This is a genomic window from Bradyrhizobium guangdongense, assembly GCF_004114975.1.
In the GTDB taxonomy this organism is placed as follows: Bacteria; Pseudomonadota; Alphaproteobacteria; order Rhizobiales; family Xanthobacteraceae; genus Bradyrhizobium; species Bradyrhizobium guangdongense.
Genome location: NZ_CP030051.1, coordinates 3,513,440 through 3,528,090 on the forward strand (window position 1 = coordinate 3,513,440; position 14,651 = coordinate 3,528,090).

16 protein-coding genes are annotated in these 14,651 nt (G+C 63.1%); 12 read left to right on the plus strand and 4 right to left on the minus strand.

Going from position 1 to position 14,651, the window contains the following annotated elements:
- Positions 1-3: 3 nt before the first annotated feature.
- Together X265_RS16700 and X265_RS16705 are read right to left on the minus strand one after the other, a co-directional pair.
- Complete coding sequence (locus tag X265_RS16700) at positions 4-636, minus strand: TetR/AcrR family transcriptional regulator (RefSeq protein WP_128965791.1); 633 nt, start codon at positions 634-636, stop codon at positions 4-6.
- 189 nt (positions 637-825) lie between these two features.
- A complete protein-coding gene (locus tag X265_RS16705) occupies positions 826-1,197 on the minus strand; it encodes a tRNA-binding protein (RefSeq protein WP_128965792.1) in 372 nt (123 codons plus the stop codon).
- 108 nt (positions 1,198-1,305) lie between these two features.
- Between X265_RS16705 and X265_RS16710 the strand changes: the two genes are divergently transcribed.
- Entirely contained in the window at positions 1,306-1,671 is a 366-nt protein-coding gene (locus tag X265_RS16710; RefSeq protein WP_128965793.1) for an ArsC family reductase, read from the plus strand.
- A 56-nt stretch (positions 1,672-1,727) separates the two neighbouring features.
- Here X265_RS16710 and X265_RS16715 read toward each other — a convergent pair whose 3' ends face one another.
- On the minus strand, positions 1,728-2,375 hold the full coding sequence (locus X265_RS16715) for a PAS domain-containing protein (RefSeq protein ID WP_128965794.1): 648 nt from the start codon (positions 2,373-2,375) through the stop codon (positions 1,728-1,730).
- A gap of 342 nt (positions 2,376-2,717) precedes the next feature.
- Here X265_RS16715 and X265_RS16720 point away from each other — a divergent pair, with 342 nt between their 5' ends.
- From X265_RS16720 to X265_RS16750, 7 genes are all read left to right on the plus strand, one after another.
- Positions 2,718-3,473 carry an ABC transporter ATP-binding protein gene (locus X265_RS16720; protein WP_063983735.1) on the plus strand — a complete coding sequence of 252 codons (756 nt, stop codon included), beginning with the start codon at positions 2,718-2,720 and terminating at the stop codon, positions 3,471-3,473.
- Positions 3,466-4,212 (plus strand): ABC transporter ATP-binding protein, encoded by a 747-nt coding sequence (locus tag X265_RS16725; RefSeq protein WP_128965795.1) that lies wholly within the window; start codon positions 3,466-3,468, stop codon positions 4,210-4,212. The genes X265_RS16720 and X265_RS16725 overlap by 8 nt, the downstream gene beginning before the upstream one ends.
- A gap of 36 nt (positions 4,213-4,248) precedes the next feature.
- Positions 4,249-5,472 (plus strand): ABC transporter substrate-binding protein, encoded by a 1,224-nt coding sequence (locus X265_RS16730; RefSeq protein ID WP_128965796.1) that lies wholly within the window; start codon positions 4,249-4,251, stop codon positions 5,470-5,472.
- A 170-nt stretch (positions 5,473-5,642) separates the two neighbouring features.
- Positions 5,643-6,506, plus strand: coding sequence for a branched-chain amino acid ABC transporter permease (locus tag X265_RS16735; protein ID WP_128965797.1), 864 nt, complete (start codon positions 5,643-5,645; stop codon positions 6,504-6,506).
- Between the two features lies 1 nt (position 6,507).
- Positions 6,508-7,476: a branched-chain amino acid ABC transporter permease gene (locus tag X265_RS16740; protein WP_128965798.1), complete on the plus strand. Its 969-nt coding sequence runs from the start codon at positions 6,508-6,510 to the stop codon at positions 7,474-7,476.
- 157 nt (positions 7,477-7,633) lie between these two features.
- Positions 7,634-8,278, plus strand: coding sequence for a DUF47 domain-containing protein (locus X265_RS16745; RefSeq protein ID WP_128965799.1), 645 nt, complete (start codon positions 7,634-7,636; stop codon positions 8,276-8,278).
- Between the two features lie 71 nt (positions 8,279-8,349).
- A complete protein-coding gene (locus X265_RS16750) occupies positions 8,350-9,357 on the plus strand; it encodes an inorganic phosphate transporter (protein WP_128965800.1) in 1,008 nt (335 codons plus the stop codon).
- Here X265_RS16750 and sugE read toward each other — a convergent pair.
- Positions 9,350-9,664: a quaternary ammonium compound efflux SMR transporter SugE gene (gene sugE / locus X265_RS16755; RefSeq protein ID WP_128965801.1), complete on the minus strand. Its 315-nt coding sequence runs from the start codon at positions 9,662-9,664 to the stop codon at positions 9,350-9,352. The genes X265_RS16750 and sugE overlap by 8 nt on opposite strands.
- A gap of 160 nt (positions 9,665-9,824) precedes the next feature.
- Here sugE and X265_RS16760 point away from each other — a divergent pair, with 160 nt between their 5' ends.
- From X265_RS16760 to X265_RS16775, 4 genes are all read left to right on the plus strand, one after another.
- Positions 9,825-11,447, plus strand: a complete 1,623-nt coding sequence (locus tag X265_RS16760) for a peptide chain release factor 3 (RefSeq protein WP_128965802.1) — start codon at positions 9,825-9,827, stop codon at positions 11,445-11,447.
- A gap of 248 nt (positions 11,448-11,695) precedes the next feature.
- Positions 11,696-12,274, plus strand: a complete 579-nt coding sequence (locus X265_RS16765; protein ID WP_128965803.1) for a hypothetical protein — start codon at positions 11,696-11,698, stop codon at positions 12,272-12,274.
- A 72-nt stretch (positions 12,275-12,346) separates the two neighbouring features.
- Positions 12,347-12,928 (plus strand): NnrU family protein, encoded by a 582-nt coding sequence (locus tag X265_RS16770; protein WP_128965804.1) that lies wholly within the window; start codon positions 12,347-12,349, stop codon positions 12,926-12,928.
- A gap of 73 nt (positions 12,929-13,001) precedes the next feature.
- Complete coding sequence (locus tag X265_RS16775) at positions 13,002-14,591, plus strand: class I adenylate-forming enzyme family protein (RefSeq protein WP_128965805.1); 1,590 nt, start codon at positions 13,002-13,004, stop codon at positions 14,589-14,591.
- Positions 14,592-14,651 lie beyond the last annotated feature (60 nt).

The window sequence follows — 14,651 nt, forward strand, 5'->3', positions numbered from 1 at the left end:
GATTTACGTCCTGGCCCGTCGCTTGATGTCGGGCCGGGTCGTGCGAAACCCGTCGATCACTCCGGTCACGGCTGCCATGCAGGCCGTGACATCAAGATCCTCGCCCCAGCTTTTTTGCAGCACGAAGCCCTGAAAGATCGCGATCAGCACGCGCGCGATCGCGTCCGCGCCGACGTCGCGCCTGATCAGGCCGTCGTGCTGACCGCGTTCGACCAGCGCCACGATCAGCGCGCGCGGCATGGCGATGCCTTCGACGACGCTGGAGCGGACGCGGCGGTTGCGAAGCGCCTCGGCCCAGCCGTGGATGCCGACGCGGCGCCGCGCTTCGCCCGCAGGATCGGTCAGCCATTGCGCGTAGACGCGAACCAGCGCGTGCAGTCCCTCGACGGGATGACCGGAGCCTTGCGCAACCGAGTTGAGCACCGCCTCGCGGCGATGCCGGTCGTCGGCGAGCGCCTCGATCAGCTCGTCCTTGCTCTGGAAGTAGAGATAGACCGCGCCATGGCTGAGGCCCGACCGCTTCACGATGTCGGCCATGCCGGTCTGGTGAAACCCGTCTTCGGAGAAGCAGGCGAGCGCCGCTTCGAGAATCTGCTGGCGCCTGTCTTCACGCTTCTTGTCGCTGATCTTGGGCATCCGTCCCGTCCGCAAATAACTGACAGATCGATCACTTTAGAAATTCCGCAAAGACTGGCCTTCAGAGCGACGTCCCATATAAAAAGCGATCAGTCAGTCAGTTTTATTGTCGAACCAGCTTCAGGTCAAGTCCGAGCACGATGGCGCGAAGCAACAGGATCAGCGATGGGTGATCAGCCTGTGAGAGCGCTAGAACAGCCGCCCGCCGTTCGGCACCGGCTTGCTCGGCTGCATCAGCACGACCTTGCCGTCCGCATCGGGAAAGCCGAGCGTGAGGACTTCCGACACGACAGATCCGATCTGGCGCGGCGGGAAATTGACGACGGCCGCGACCTGCTGTCCCACCAGCGTCTCGAGCGGGTGGTTCTCGGTGATCTGCGCCGAGCTCTTGCGCACGCCGATGACGGGGCCGAAATCAATCCATAGCCGCCAGGCCGGCTTGCGCGCCTCCGGAAACGGCTTGGCATCGACGATGGTGCCGACGCGGATATCGACCGCGAGGAACGTGTTGAAGTCGATGGTCGGCGAGGCGGATGCGGCGGGATCGTGGGTGACGTGCATAGTGTGTCCGTTCGGGAGAGGTCGAAACATCGTTCGCGATATTGTCGCGCGATCAGGAGTTTCGTACAACGCGAACAGCCCAGGCATCACGCATGCGCGAGGACCGTCTTGCCCAACATCATCTACGGCATCAAGAACTGCGACACCATGAAGAAGGCGCGGACCTGGCTCGACACCCATGGCGTCGCCTACGAGTTCCACGACTACAAGACCGCCGGCGTGGAAAAGGACAAACTGAAGCAATGGAGCGACAAGCTCGGCTGGGAGACGCTGCTCAATCGCGCGGGCACCACCTTCAAGAAGCTGCCCGAGGCCGACAAGGAAGGCCTGACGGAAAAGAAGGCGCTGGCGCTGATGCTAGCGCAACCATCGATGATCAAGCGGCCGGTGCTGGAAATCGGCGGCAAGCTCCTGGTCGGCTTCAAGCCAGATATCTACGACAAGGAAGTCGGCGCCGTCTCGCGCAAGCGCTAAAGCGTTTCAAGCGAAGTGGATTCCGGTTCGCATAAGAAAACGCGTCGAATCCAGATTCAGTTCAGCTCGATGATTTCGGCGGAAACACTCGGGCCGTCGCTCTGATCGGCGAATTCGACGATGTCGGCGGCCGCGATGCGGCCCGGCGCACGGTGAAACAGGTCACGATCGATCACCGTGCGCAGTTTCGGCCGAGGTGGCGCGTCATTTCCGCGCAGCAGATCCTTGATCTCGAAGCCGCCGTCCTCGCAGAAGGTCTTCACCGACGCGATGACGTGGCTGACCCTGTCGTCGGTGAGGAACGGCAGCAACAGCCGTTCATAGGCGACGACGCGGCCGTAGATGTCGTCGACATCGGCAACGCTGTAGACCGGGAGCCCGCGCGCCACGCATTCCTGATAGATCGGTATCACGAACGGCGCGAGCCGCGGTCCGACATAGTCGTCCAGCAGGATTCCCTTGCCGGTGTGGCCATAGGCGCTCGAGATTCGCGTGCCCTCGCTCTGAATCGTCAGGCGCGGCGGCGTCGAAGCGTCCACCGTGTAGTAGATGAGATCGGACAGCTCCTCCTCGAGCCGCGCGGGCTGATACTCCCAGATCGGCGGCGCAATCTGCTGGCGCGCATAAAGGCGCAGCCACGTGTTGAGCAGATCGCGCTGCCGGATCGACTTGACGACGGAGGGAGCTGAGCTGGCGAAATCCAAGACAATATTCCCGGCGAATGAAGCGCGTTCATGATCTCGCGTGCGGGAAAATTTTTGATGAAGGCTGGCGCGGGGCGCCAAAGACCGTTAACGACGACTTGATGACCGGTGTCTTGCGGACCGGGAGGCCGGCAGGCCACATCGCAAAGCCTGCAACTAAGGGAGCATAAGACTCCCGGTCAAAGGCCTGACCTGCTCAGCTTTCCGCCTTGCCTAACCCCCGTCACCTCCGGCATATTCCGCGCCCGGAGGCGGCGTTCCGGGACGGGCTCCAAGGCCTCCGGAAAGCCGAAGTAAACAAGGAGAGCCACGCGCGGTTCGCGCGGGCAGGGGGAAATCTGTTTGGCCGATGAGTTCATTCTCGAAACGGAAGGCTTGACCAAGGAGTTCGCGGGCTTCTTCGCCGTCCGCGACGTTGCGCTCAAGGTACGCCGTGGGAGCATTCACGCGTTGATCGGCCCGAACGGTGCCGGCAAGACGACGTGCTTCAATCTTCTGACCAAGTTCCTCAAACCGTCTGCCGGAAAAATCCTGTACAAGGGGCAGGACATCACCGCGATGGCGCCCGCCGATGTGGCGCGTTTGGGCTTGGTGCGTTCGTTCCAGATCTCGGCGGTGTTTCCGCATCTCACCGCGCTGGAGAATGTTCGTGTCGCGCTCCAGCGCCAGCATGGCAGCTCCTTTGATTTCTGGCGCTCCAAGTCCGTGCTCAACCGCTTCAACGACCGTGCGCGCGAGCTGCTGAACGATGTCGGCCTCAGCGAATTTGCCAATACGCCGGCGGTCGAGATGGCCTATGGACGCAAGCGCGCGCTCGAGATCGCAACCACGCTCGCACTCGATCCGGAGATGATGCTGCTGGACGAGCCGATGGCCGGGATGGGGCACGAGGACATCGACAAGATCGCGGCGCTGATCAAGCGCATCTCGGCGAAATACACCATCCTGATGGTCGAGCATAACTTAAGCGTCGTCGCCAATCTCTCCGACATCATCACTGTGCTGACGCGCGGGCAGGTGCTCGCGCAGGGCCATTATTCCGAACTCACCAAGGACGAGCGCGTCAAGGAAGCCTATCTGGGAGCCGGTCATGCCTGAGACTGCAATGGCCGAGGCACCGGTGAAGGCCGCAACCGGCGGCAACATCCTCCAGGTCCGCAACCTCGAGGCTTGGTACGGCGAATCCCACATCCTGCACGGGATCAATTTCGACGTGAACGCGGGCGAGGTCGTCACGCTGCTCGGGCGCAACGGTGCTGGCAAGACGACCACGCTCAAATCGATCATGGGCATCATCGGCAAGCGCGCCGGTTCGATCAAGTTCAACGAGCAGGAGATCATCCGCGCGACCTCGGACAAGATCGCGCGCATGGGCATCGCGTTCTGTCCCGAGGAACGCGGAATTTTCTCAAGCCTCGATGTGCGCGAGAATCTCTTGCTGCCTCCGGTTGTGCGCGCAGGCGGATTGCCGCTGGAGCAGATCTTCGACCTGTTTCCGAACCTGAAGGAACGGCTGAGCAGCCAGGGCACCAAGCTGTCGGGCGGCGAACAGCAGATGCTCGCGATCGCGCGTATCCTGCGCACGGGCGCGAGCTTCCTGATGCTGGACGAGCCGACCGAAGGTCTTGCGCCGGTCATCATTCAGCAGATCGGTCACACCATTGCGCGACTCAAGAAGGAGGGCTTTACGATCCTTCTGGTCGAGCAGAACTTCCGTTTCGCATCCACGGTTGCAGATCGTTATTACGTCGTCGAGCACGGCAAGATCATTGACGGATTTTCCAACTCGGAGCTTGCCGCCAATATGGACAAGCTCCACGCCTATCTCGGCGTCTAGAACGGCCAAAGAGAAGACTTCGAAAAGGAAAATTGCATGAAGACCAGGTCGATTGCATCATTGCTGCTGACCACCGCGCTCAGCTTCGCCGTGGCAGGCGCCGCGTCGGCGCAGGACAAGACCGTCAAGATCGGCGCGTTGTCCGACCAGTCCGGTCTCTATGCGGATCTCGGCGGCCCCGGGTCGACACTCGCGGCCCAAATGGCGGTTGAAGATTCCGGCCTTGCCGGCAAGGGCTGGAAGATCGACATCATTTCCGGCGACCACCAGAACAAGCCCGACATCGGCACCGCCATCGCGCGGCAATGGTTCGACGTCGACAAGGTCGACATCATCGTCGACGTGCCGAATTCCGGCGTGGCGCTTGCGGTCAACAACGTCGTCAAGGAAAAGAACGGCGTCTACATCAATTCCGGTGCGGCGACCTCGGACCTCACCAATGCGCAGTGCTCGCCCAACACCGTGCACTGGACTTACGACACCTACATGCTGGCGCACACCACGGGCCAGGCTCTGGTGAAGGCCGGTGGCGACACCTGGTTCTTCCTGACCGCCGACTACGCCTTCGGCGCGGCGCTCGAGCGCGACACCACGGCCGTCGTCACCGCCAACGGCGGCAAGGTGATCGGCGGCGTCAAGCATCCGCTCAACACGCCTGATTTCTCGTCCTTCCTGCTCCAGGCCCAGGCCTCCAAGGCCAAGATCATCGGCCTCGCCAATGCCGGCGGCGACACCACCAACACGATCAAGCAGGCCTCCGAGTTCGGCATCGGCAAGGGCGGCCAGAAGCTCGCGGCGCTGCTGTTGTTCCTCACCGACGTCAAGGCGATCGGCCTGGAGACGGCGCAGGGCCTCAACTTCACCGAGACGTTCTACTGGGACATGAACGACCAGACCCGGGCGTTCTCCAAGCGCTTCGCCGAGAAGATGAAGAACAATGCACCGCCGACCATGGTGCAGGCGGGTGTCTATGCGGGCGTGCGCCACTATCTCAAGGCGCTGGAAGCCTTGGGCGGCAATCCGCATGACGGCATCAAGGTCGTCGAGAAGATGAAGTCGATGCCGACGGATGATGATCTGTTCGGCAAGGGCGAGATCCAGCCCAACGGCCGCACCATCCATAACGCCTATCTGTTCGAGGTGAAGAAGCCGTCGGAGTCCAAGGGACCGTGGGACTTCTACAAGCTGGTCGGCACGGTGCCGGGCGATCAGGCCTTCACGCCGCTGTCCGAGAGCAAGTGCGCGCTGCTCAAGAAGTGAGACCAATAGCCCGCCGGCGCCGGCCGGCGGGCAACTCCAAAGCGTTTTCGAGCGAAGTAGATACCGGTTCGCATGAAGAAAACGCGTCAAAACAAGAATCTGGAGATTCGGTTCTGATTCCATCAGAACCGATTCTCTAGGGAACGCCGAAGGGACTGGGTGCTGGATCGATGCAGGCTCTCTACGCACAGCTATTGGTGGGACTGATCAACGGCTCGTTCTACGCGCTGCTCAGTCTCGGGCTCGCCGTGATCTTCGGCATGCTCAACATCATCAACTTCGCCCACGGCGCGCTCTACATGATGGGCGCCTTCTGCGCCTATTTCCTGCTGAATCTCGGCGGCATCAATTACTGGTGGGCGCTGCTGCTGGCGCCGATCATCGTCGGCATCTTCGGCATGATCCTGGAACGGACAATGCTGCAATGGCTCGCCGGCCTCGACCATCTCTACGGCCTGCTGCTGACCTTCGGCATCGCGCTGATCGTGCAGGGCGTGTTCCAGAACTATTTCGGCTCGTCCGGCCTGCCTTATGCCATTCCCGACCAGCTCAAGGGCGGCATGAATCTCGGCTTCATGTTCTTGCCCGTCTACCGCGGCTGGGTCGTCGTGTTCTCGCTGGTGGTGTGTCTGGCGACCTGGTTCCTGATCGAGAAGACCCGGCTCGGCGCCTATTTGCGCGCCGCCACTGAAAATCCGACGCTGGTGCGCGCCTTCGGCATCAACGTGCCGCGCATGATCACGCTCACTTACGGTCTCGGCGTCGGTCTTGCCGCGCTCGCCGGTGTGCTCTCGGCGCCGATCAACCAGGTCCGGCCGCTGATGGGCGCCGACCTCATCATCGTGGTGTTCGCGGTGGTGGTGATCGGCGGCATGGGGTCGATCATGGGCTCGATCATCACCGGCTTCGCGCTCGGCGTGATCGAGGGCCTGACCAAATATTTCTACCCCGAAGCCTCCAACACCGTCGTGTTCGTGCTGATGGTGCTGGTGCTCTTGGTGAAGCCAACGGGATTGACGGGAAGGGCAGCCTGATATGACAGCCTTGACGGACGACACGCTGCCGGTGACCCCGCGCGCGATGCGCGACGAGATGATCCTCTTCGTGGTGATGGCGCTGCTGCTGGCGTCGGTGCCCTTTACGGGGGTCTATCCGTTCTTCGTGATGCAGGCGCTGTGCTTTGCTCTGCTCGCCTGTGCCTTCAATCTCCTGATCGGCTATGGCGGCCTGTTGTCGTTCGGCCACGCGATGTTCATGGGCACCGCGGGCTATTGCAGCGGGCATGCGCTGAAGGTGTGGGGACTGCCGCCCGAGCTCGGCATCCTCGTCGGCATTGCCGCGGCGTTCGGGCTGTCGCTCATCACCGGCTATATTTCGATCCGCCGCCAGGGCATCTATTTCTCGATGATCACGCTGGCGCTGTCGCAGCTGCTGTACTTCATCTACCTGCAGGCGCCCTTCACCCACGGCGAGGACGGCATCCAGGGCATTCCGCAGGGGCATTTGTTCGGCGTGTTCGATCTGTCCAAGCCGACGGTGCTCTACTACGTCGTGCTGGTCGGCTTCCTGGCGGGCTTCCTGCTGATCTACCGGATCATCAACTCGCCCTTCGGTGAGGTCCTGAAATCGATCCGGGAGAACGAGCCGCGCGCGATCTCGCTCGGCTACCGCACCGACCAGTACAAGTTCCTGGCCTTCGTGCTGTCGGGCACGCTGGCAGGCTTTGCCGGTGCGCTGAAAGTGTTCGTGGCGCAGAATGCCTCGCTCACCGACGTGCACTGGTCGATGTCAGGCGAAGTCGTGCTGATGACGCTGGTCGGCGGACTCGGCACCATCTTTGGTCCCGTGGTCGGCGCCTTCGTGATCATCGCCATGCAGCAATATCTGGCGGGCTTCGGCCAGTGGGTCACAGTCATCCAAGGCTCGATCTTCGTGATCTGCGTGCTCACTTTCCGCCGTGGCGTCATCGGCGAAATCGCGCATTACTTCCGGCGGTCCCTGTAAGCTATTGATATATCAGGGGTTCAACTGACGGGCGAATCCGGTGGATGATCCGGCTCCGCAGGCCTGAGATGGCACGCGCGCGGAGCGAAAATGGTCTATGACGGTTTCGTGACGGCCCTGACGGGGCCGGGCCATGTCAAACCGGTAGACTAGTCCCATGATGCGTTGGTTTCGCGCTTTCCTTCCTAAGGAAGAACGGTTTTTCGACCTGTTCGACCGCCATGCCCAGACCGTGATCCAGGGCGCGATCGCGCTCCAGGGCGTGCTGAACGGCGGCGAGGAGACGCCGGTCTACTGCCAGCGCGTCAGCCAGTTCGAGAACGACGCCGACAATGTCACCCGCGAGGTGCTGACGGCGGTGCGGCGCACCTTCATCACGCCGTTCGATCGTGGTGACATCAAGAACCTCATCACCTCGCTGGACGATGCAATCGACCAGATGCAGCAGACGGCCAAGGCGGTGATGCTGTTCGAGGTCCGCAGCTTCGAGCCACCGATGCGCGAGATCGGCGCGCTCCTGATCGAATGCGCCAATCTGGTCGGACGCGCACTGCCCCTGATGCAGCAGATCGGCAAGAACGTTGCCATGCTGACCGCGATCACGGAGGAGCTGACCAAGCTGGAGGGCCGCGTCGACGATCTCCACGACATCGGCCTGAAGGAGCTGTTCCTCAAGCATCGCAACGGCAACGCGATGGATTTCATCGTCGGCGTCGAGATCTATGACCATCTGGAGAAGGTGGCCGATAGGTTCGACGACGTCGCGAACGAGATCAACAGCATCGTCATCGAGCAGGTTTAGCGCATGATCCGGAAAAGTGTGCAGCGGTTTTCCGCCCAGATCATGCGTGGATTTTAACGGAGGGCCGCGCCGTGGATGCTGCGTTGGGTCTTCCCGTTCTGGTCGGACTGATCGCCGTCGCGCTGCTGTTCGACTTCCTGAACGGCCTCCACGACGCCGCCAATTCGATCGCGACCATCGTCTCGACCCGGGTGCTACGGCCGCAATTCGCGGTGATATGGGCCGCGTTCTTCAATTTCGTCGCCTTCATGGTGTTCGGTCTGCACGTCGCGCAGACCATCGGCACGGGCATTATCGATCCCGCGATCGTCGACGCCCAGGTGATCTTCGCGGCGCTGGTCGGCGCCATCGTCTGGAATCTCGTGACCTGGGCGCTGGGCATTCCATCCTCGTCATCGCACGCGCTGATCGGCGGCCTCGTCGGCGGCGGCATGGCCAAGGCGGGAATCTCGGCGGCGGTCTGGAGCGGACTGACCAAGGCGGTGCTGGCGATCGTGCTGTCGCCGCTGGTCGGCTTTCTGCTCGCGATGATGCTGGTCGCGATCGTGTCGTGGCTTTCAGTGCGCTCGACGCCGTTCGCGGTCGACCGCGCCTTCCGCATCCTGCAATTCGCCTCGGCCTCGCTCTATTCGCTCGGCCATGGCGGCAACGACGCACAGAAGACCATGGGCATCATCGCGGTGCTGCTCTATTCGCAGGGCCATCTCGGCAGCGAGTTCTCGGTGCCGTTCTGGGTGGTGCTGTCCTGCCAGGCTGCCATGGCGCTGGGCACGCTGATGGGCGGCTGGCGCATCGTCCGCACCATGGGCCTGCGCATCACCAAGCTGACGCCGATGCAGGGGTTCTGCGCCGAGACCGGCGGTGCAGCGACCCTGTTCATGGCGACCTTCCTCGGCGTTCCCGTCTCGACCACCCACACCATCACCGGCGCCATTGTCGGCGTCGGCGCGGCCCGCCGCGTCTCGGCGGTGCGCTGGAACGTGGCGAGCTCGATCGTCTATGCCTGGGTGATCACGATCCCGGCCTCGGCCATCGTCGCAGCACTGAGCTGGTGGGCGGTCCAGATCTTCCTCAAGTAACGAGCTTCAGCCCGACGATGCCGGCCACGATCAGCCCAATGCTGGCGAGGCGAAGCGCCGTGGCCGGCTCATTGAACAGGAAGATGCCGAGCGTCGCGGTCCCGACCGCACCGATGCCGGTCCAGACCGCATAGGCGGTTCCGACGGGCAGGGACTTCAGGGCAAGTCCCAGCAGGATGACACTACCGGCCATGGCCGCGAGCGTGATCACGGAGGGAACAGGTCTGGTAAAGCCCTCGGTATATTTCAGGCCGATCGCCCAGGTGATCTCGAGAAGACCGGCGACGAACAGGACGCTCCAGGCCATGACGACCCTCCATTCACGGCAGGGTCGTCCCCGCGGGCTGATAGACGGATGAGCAGGAAGGTCGTCCTCCCCGGAAGGCCGATATGGGGCTGGCCGAAGGGCTCCGCAATCACCAAATGAAGCTTGATCAGGCCCGTTTTCCCTGCCAAACGCTCCCGCCATGTCCGACATCGCCACCACCACAGCCGAATCGCCGGCCCGTTCCCCGCTTGCCGCCGAAGTGGCGCGGCGGCGCACCTTTGCGATCATTTCGCATCCGGACGCCGGCAAGACCACGCTGACCGAAAAGCTGCTGCTGTTCGGCGGCGCCATCAACCTGGCCGGGCAGGTCAAGGCCAAGGGCGAGCGCCGCAATACCCGCTCGGACTGGATGAAGATCGAACGGGAGCGCGGCATTTCCGTCGTGACCTCGGTGATGACCTTCGAGTTCGAGGGCCTCGTGTTCAACCTCCTGGACACGCCGGGCCACGAAGACTTTTCGGAAGACACTTATCGCACGCTGACCGCGGTCGATTCCGCCGTCATGGTGATCGACGCCGCCAAGGGTATTGAGGCGCGGACCCGCAAGCTGTTCGAGGTCTGTCGGCTCCGCGACATCCCGATCATCACCTTCATCAACAAGATGGATCGCGAGAGCCGCGACGTCTTCGAGCTGCTCGACGAGATCGAGAAGACGCTGGCGCTTGACACCACGCCGATGACCTGGCCGGTCGGCCGGGGCCGCGATTTCCTCGGCACCTATGATGTCGTCAATGGCGGCGTGCGCCTGCTCGAAGGCGGCGGGGCCAAGACGGGAGCTGCGCAGCAGATCGAGATCGAGGAGCTCGCCAAGCTCAACGCCAATCTCGACGTCTCGGCGGTGAAGGACGAGCTCGAGCTCGTCACCGAGGCCTCAAAACCCTTCGAGCTCGAAGCGTTCCGCGAGGGACATTTGACGCCGGTCTATTTCGGCAGCGCGCTGCGCAATTTCGGCGTCGGCGACCTCTTGGAAGGTCTCGGCAAGTTCGCCCCCGAGCCGCGCGCGCAGGACAGTGATCAGCGCAAGGTCGAGGCCACCGATCCGCGCATGAGCGCCTTCGTGTTCAAGATCCAGGCCAACATGGATCCGAACCATCGCGACCGCATCGCGTTCGCGCGGCTCTGCTCCGGTAAGCTCAGCCGCGGCATGAAGGCCAAGCTGGTGCGCACCGGCAAGAGCATGCCGCTGTCGAGCCCGCAATTCTTCTTCGCGCAGGATCGCTCGGTGGCGGACGAAGCCTTTGCCGGCGATGTCGTCGGCATCCCCAACCACGGCACGCTGCGGATCGGCGACACGCTGACCGAAGGCGAGGATTTCAACTTCGTCGGGGTGCCGAGCTTCGCGCCGGAAATCGTCCGCCGTGTTCGTCTCACCGACGCGATGAAGGCGAAGAAGCTGAAGGAAGCGCTGCAGCAGATGTCGGAAGAGGGGGTGGTGCAGGTGTTCCGTCCGCGCGACGGTGCGCCCGCGCTCGTCGGCGTGGTCGGCGCGCTGCAGCTCGACGTGCTCAAGGCCAGACTGGAAGCCGAATATTCGCTGCCGGTCGAATTCGAGGTCAGCGAGTTCCAGCTCGCACGCTGGGTTTCCTCGGAGGACCGCAAGAAGCTCGACACCTTCATCGCCGCCAACACGTCCAGCATTGCCGACGACGTCGACGGCGATCCTGTCTATCTCGCCCGCAACGAGTTCTACCTCGGCTACACCAAGGAGCGCGCCGAGGGCATCGAGTTCACCAACGTCAAGGACGTCAAGAAGAAGGCGTAGGTGGTCGCGTTCGCGGCAATCACGCTCTCGGCGCTGCAGCCACACTCTCCACTGTCATGCCCCGGCTTGACCGGGGCATCCAGTACGCCGCGGCTCTTCGGTTCTATCGCTGCTGTCTCGGAGTACTGGGTCGCCCGGTCGAGCCGGGCGACGACACTGTGCCTCCACGCAAGCATGTGAACGGTGGCAGGCTTGACGTTGTCGATGGCGATGCCACTTTTCACGCACGTGGCATTGTGAGCTCATCCATGTGGCGCGGCATTCTCGTTTTTTTCTTGCTGGTGTTACCGTCCGCCGCCGTCGACGCGCGACCGCGCCAGATCAACCCGATCCCGTTCGCGCACGAGCCCTGCAGCGTCCTCGACGGACGCCCCTGCACGCCGTATTATTGCAGCCCGCTCGAGCCCGGCCCCTGCATCCCCGAGATCGACTATCCCTACGGCCAGAATCTCCAGCTCACGATCCAGAGCGTCCCGCCGGAGGCCGACCGCGCAAAATACCAGAAGCCTGATCACGATCTCGATACGATCGGTGACCTCTTCGCCGAACTGCGCAGCTGCTGGTCGCCGCCATCGGAGAACGCGCGTGGCGGCACGCAAATGTCGGTGCGTTTCAGTTTCAACAGGAACGGCGGCCTGATCGGCCCGCCGCGCCTGACATATGCGACCGCGGGCATTCCGGCCGATACACGGACCGCCTACCTCGACGCGATCAAGTCGTCGCTGAACGCCTGCCTGCCGCTGAAATTCACTGATGGACTCGGTGGTGCTCTGGCCGGGCGTCCCATCGCAATCCGTTATGTCGATAACCGGGACCTGGGCAAGTAGCGCGTCAGTTGCGACCGGCGGCCAATCGATGATACCTGAGGGGCGGGGGCGCTGAGCCAAGGGGAGGATGTCGTGGGTCTGCTGGTCATGATCCTGGGGCTGGTGCTGTTTTTCGCCGCCCATGTTTTCACGACGAAACGTGAGGCGCGCGCGCAGGCGATCGCGCGGCTCGGCGAGGGGACCTACAAGATCCTCTACTCGGTCGTCTCGCTTGCGGGCCTGGCGCTGATCGTCTGGGGCTTTGGCCATTATCGCAGCTCAGGTTGGATCGATGTCTGGTATCCGCCGAAAGCGATGAAGCACATCACGGTCGCGCTGATGCTGCCCGCCGTGATCCTGGTGGTCGCCTCCTACCTGCGCGGCCGCATCTATGCGACGCTGAAGCATCCGATGCTCGCGGGCGTCAAGCTGTGGGCGTTTGCGCATCTGCTTGCCAACGGCGATCTCGGCTCCATCATCCTGTTCGGCTCGTTCCTGGGCTGGGGCGTGTATGACCGCATTTCGCTGAAGCATCGCAAGGATGCCGGTGCCCCGCCGATTCCAGTGGGCGGCGTCACCAACGATGTGATTGCGATCGCGGTCGGCATCGTCGCCTATCTGGCGCTGGCCTTTGCGTTCCATCCGGTCGTGATCGGCGTGCCCGTCATGGGCTAGCCGATCGGCGCAAGACATCACCTCCGTGCCCATGCCCGGAAGGTGACAAAAGCAACGAGACGAGGGCCCACCGATGGACTGGTCGCAATCTCAGATTCCGCCGATGCGGTTCGAGGCCCGCTTTGGCGATCGGGTGGTGCCGGCTTTCACCGAGCGACCGGAAAGTCTCTGGGCGATGATCGCGCAGGCTGCCGCGCGCAACGGCGACGGCGAAGCACTCGTTTGCGGCGATATCAGGCTCAGCTGGCGGCAGGCGGCGGAGCAGGCCGCGCGGATTGCTTCGGGCTTTCGCAAGCTCGGCCTGCAGCGCGGCGACCGCGTCGCGATCCTGCTCGGCAATCGCATCGAATTTCCGCTGCTGCTGTTTGCCGCTGCGCATGAGGGCTTGGTTACGGTGCTGCTCAGCACGCGCCAGCAGAAGCCGGAGATCGCCTATGTGCTGGCCGATTGCGGCGCCAGGATCCTGATCCACGAGGCAACGCTCATCGAGCGGCTGCCCGATGCGCAGGATGTGCCCGACCTGCTTCATCGCATCGCCATCGACAACGATCCGGCGCTGTCGCGTTTCGCCGCGCTCGCCGGCAACACGCCGGCGGCGGCGCCGGTCGAGGTCAGGGAAGAGGACACTGCGATGATCCTCTACACGTCGGGCACGACAGGCAAGCCGAAGGGCGCGATGCTGGCCCATTGCAACATCGTGCATTCCTCGATGGTGTTCGTGTCCTGCCTGCAATTGACCGCGGCCGATCGCTCGATCGCAGCGGTCCCGCTCGGGCACGTCACCGGCGTCGTCGCCAACATCACGACCATGATCGGCTGCGGCGGCGCGCTGATCATCATGCCGGAGTTCAAGGCGGCCGATTATCTCAAGCTCGCCGCGCGCGAGCGCGTCACCTACACGGTGATGGTGCCGGCGATGTACAATCTCTGTCTGCTGCAGCCGGATTTCGACAGCTACGATCTCTCGAGCTGGCGTATCGGCGGCTTCGGCGGCGCACCGATGCCGGTTGCGACCATCGAGAAGCTCAAGGCGACAATTCCCGGCCTGAAGCTGATGAATTGCTACGGCGCGACCGAGACGACGTCGCCATCCACGATCATGCCGGGCGAAATGACGGCGACCCACATCGACAGCGTTGGGCTGGCGTGCCCGGGGGCGCGGATCATCGCGATGGGGACCGATGGGCGCGAGCTGCCGCGTGGGGAGATCGGCGAGCTCTGGATCCAAAGCGCCTCGGTCATCAAGGGCTACTGGAACAACCCGAAGGCCACGGCGGAGAGTTTTACCGCCGGCTTCTGGCATTCGGGCGATCTCGGCTCGGTCGACGCCGAGGGGTTCGTCCGCGTGTTCGACCGACAGAAGGACATGATCAACCGCGGCGGCCTGAAGATCTATTCGGCCGAGGTCGAATCCGTGCTGGCCGGCCATCCCGCCGTGGTCGAGAGCGCGATCATTGCAAAGCCATGCCCCGTGCTCGGCGAGCGCGTTCATGCCGTCGTGGTCACGCGCACGCAGATCGGCAGCGACGACCTGCGCGCCTGGTGCGTCGACCGGCTCTCCGATTACAAGGTGCCGGAGACGATGACCGTGACCGCCGAGCCCCTGCCGCGCAACGCCAATGGCAAGGTGGTGAAGCGGCAATTGCGGGAGCTGCTGGTCTGACCGGGGACCGGGGGGCCGGGATGCCAAGGTCCTCAGTTAACGCCTTGATCGGGCTTGCTT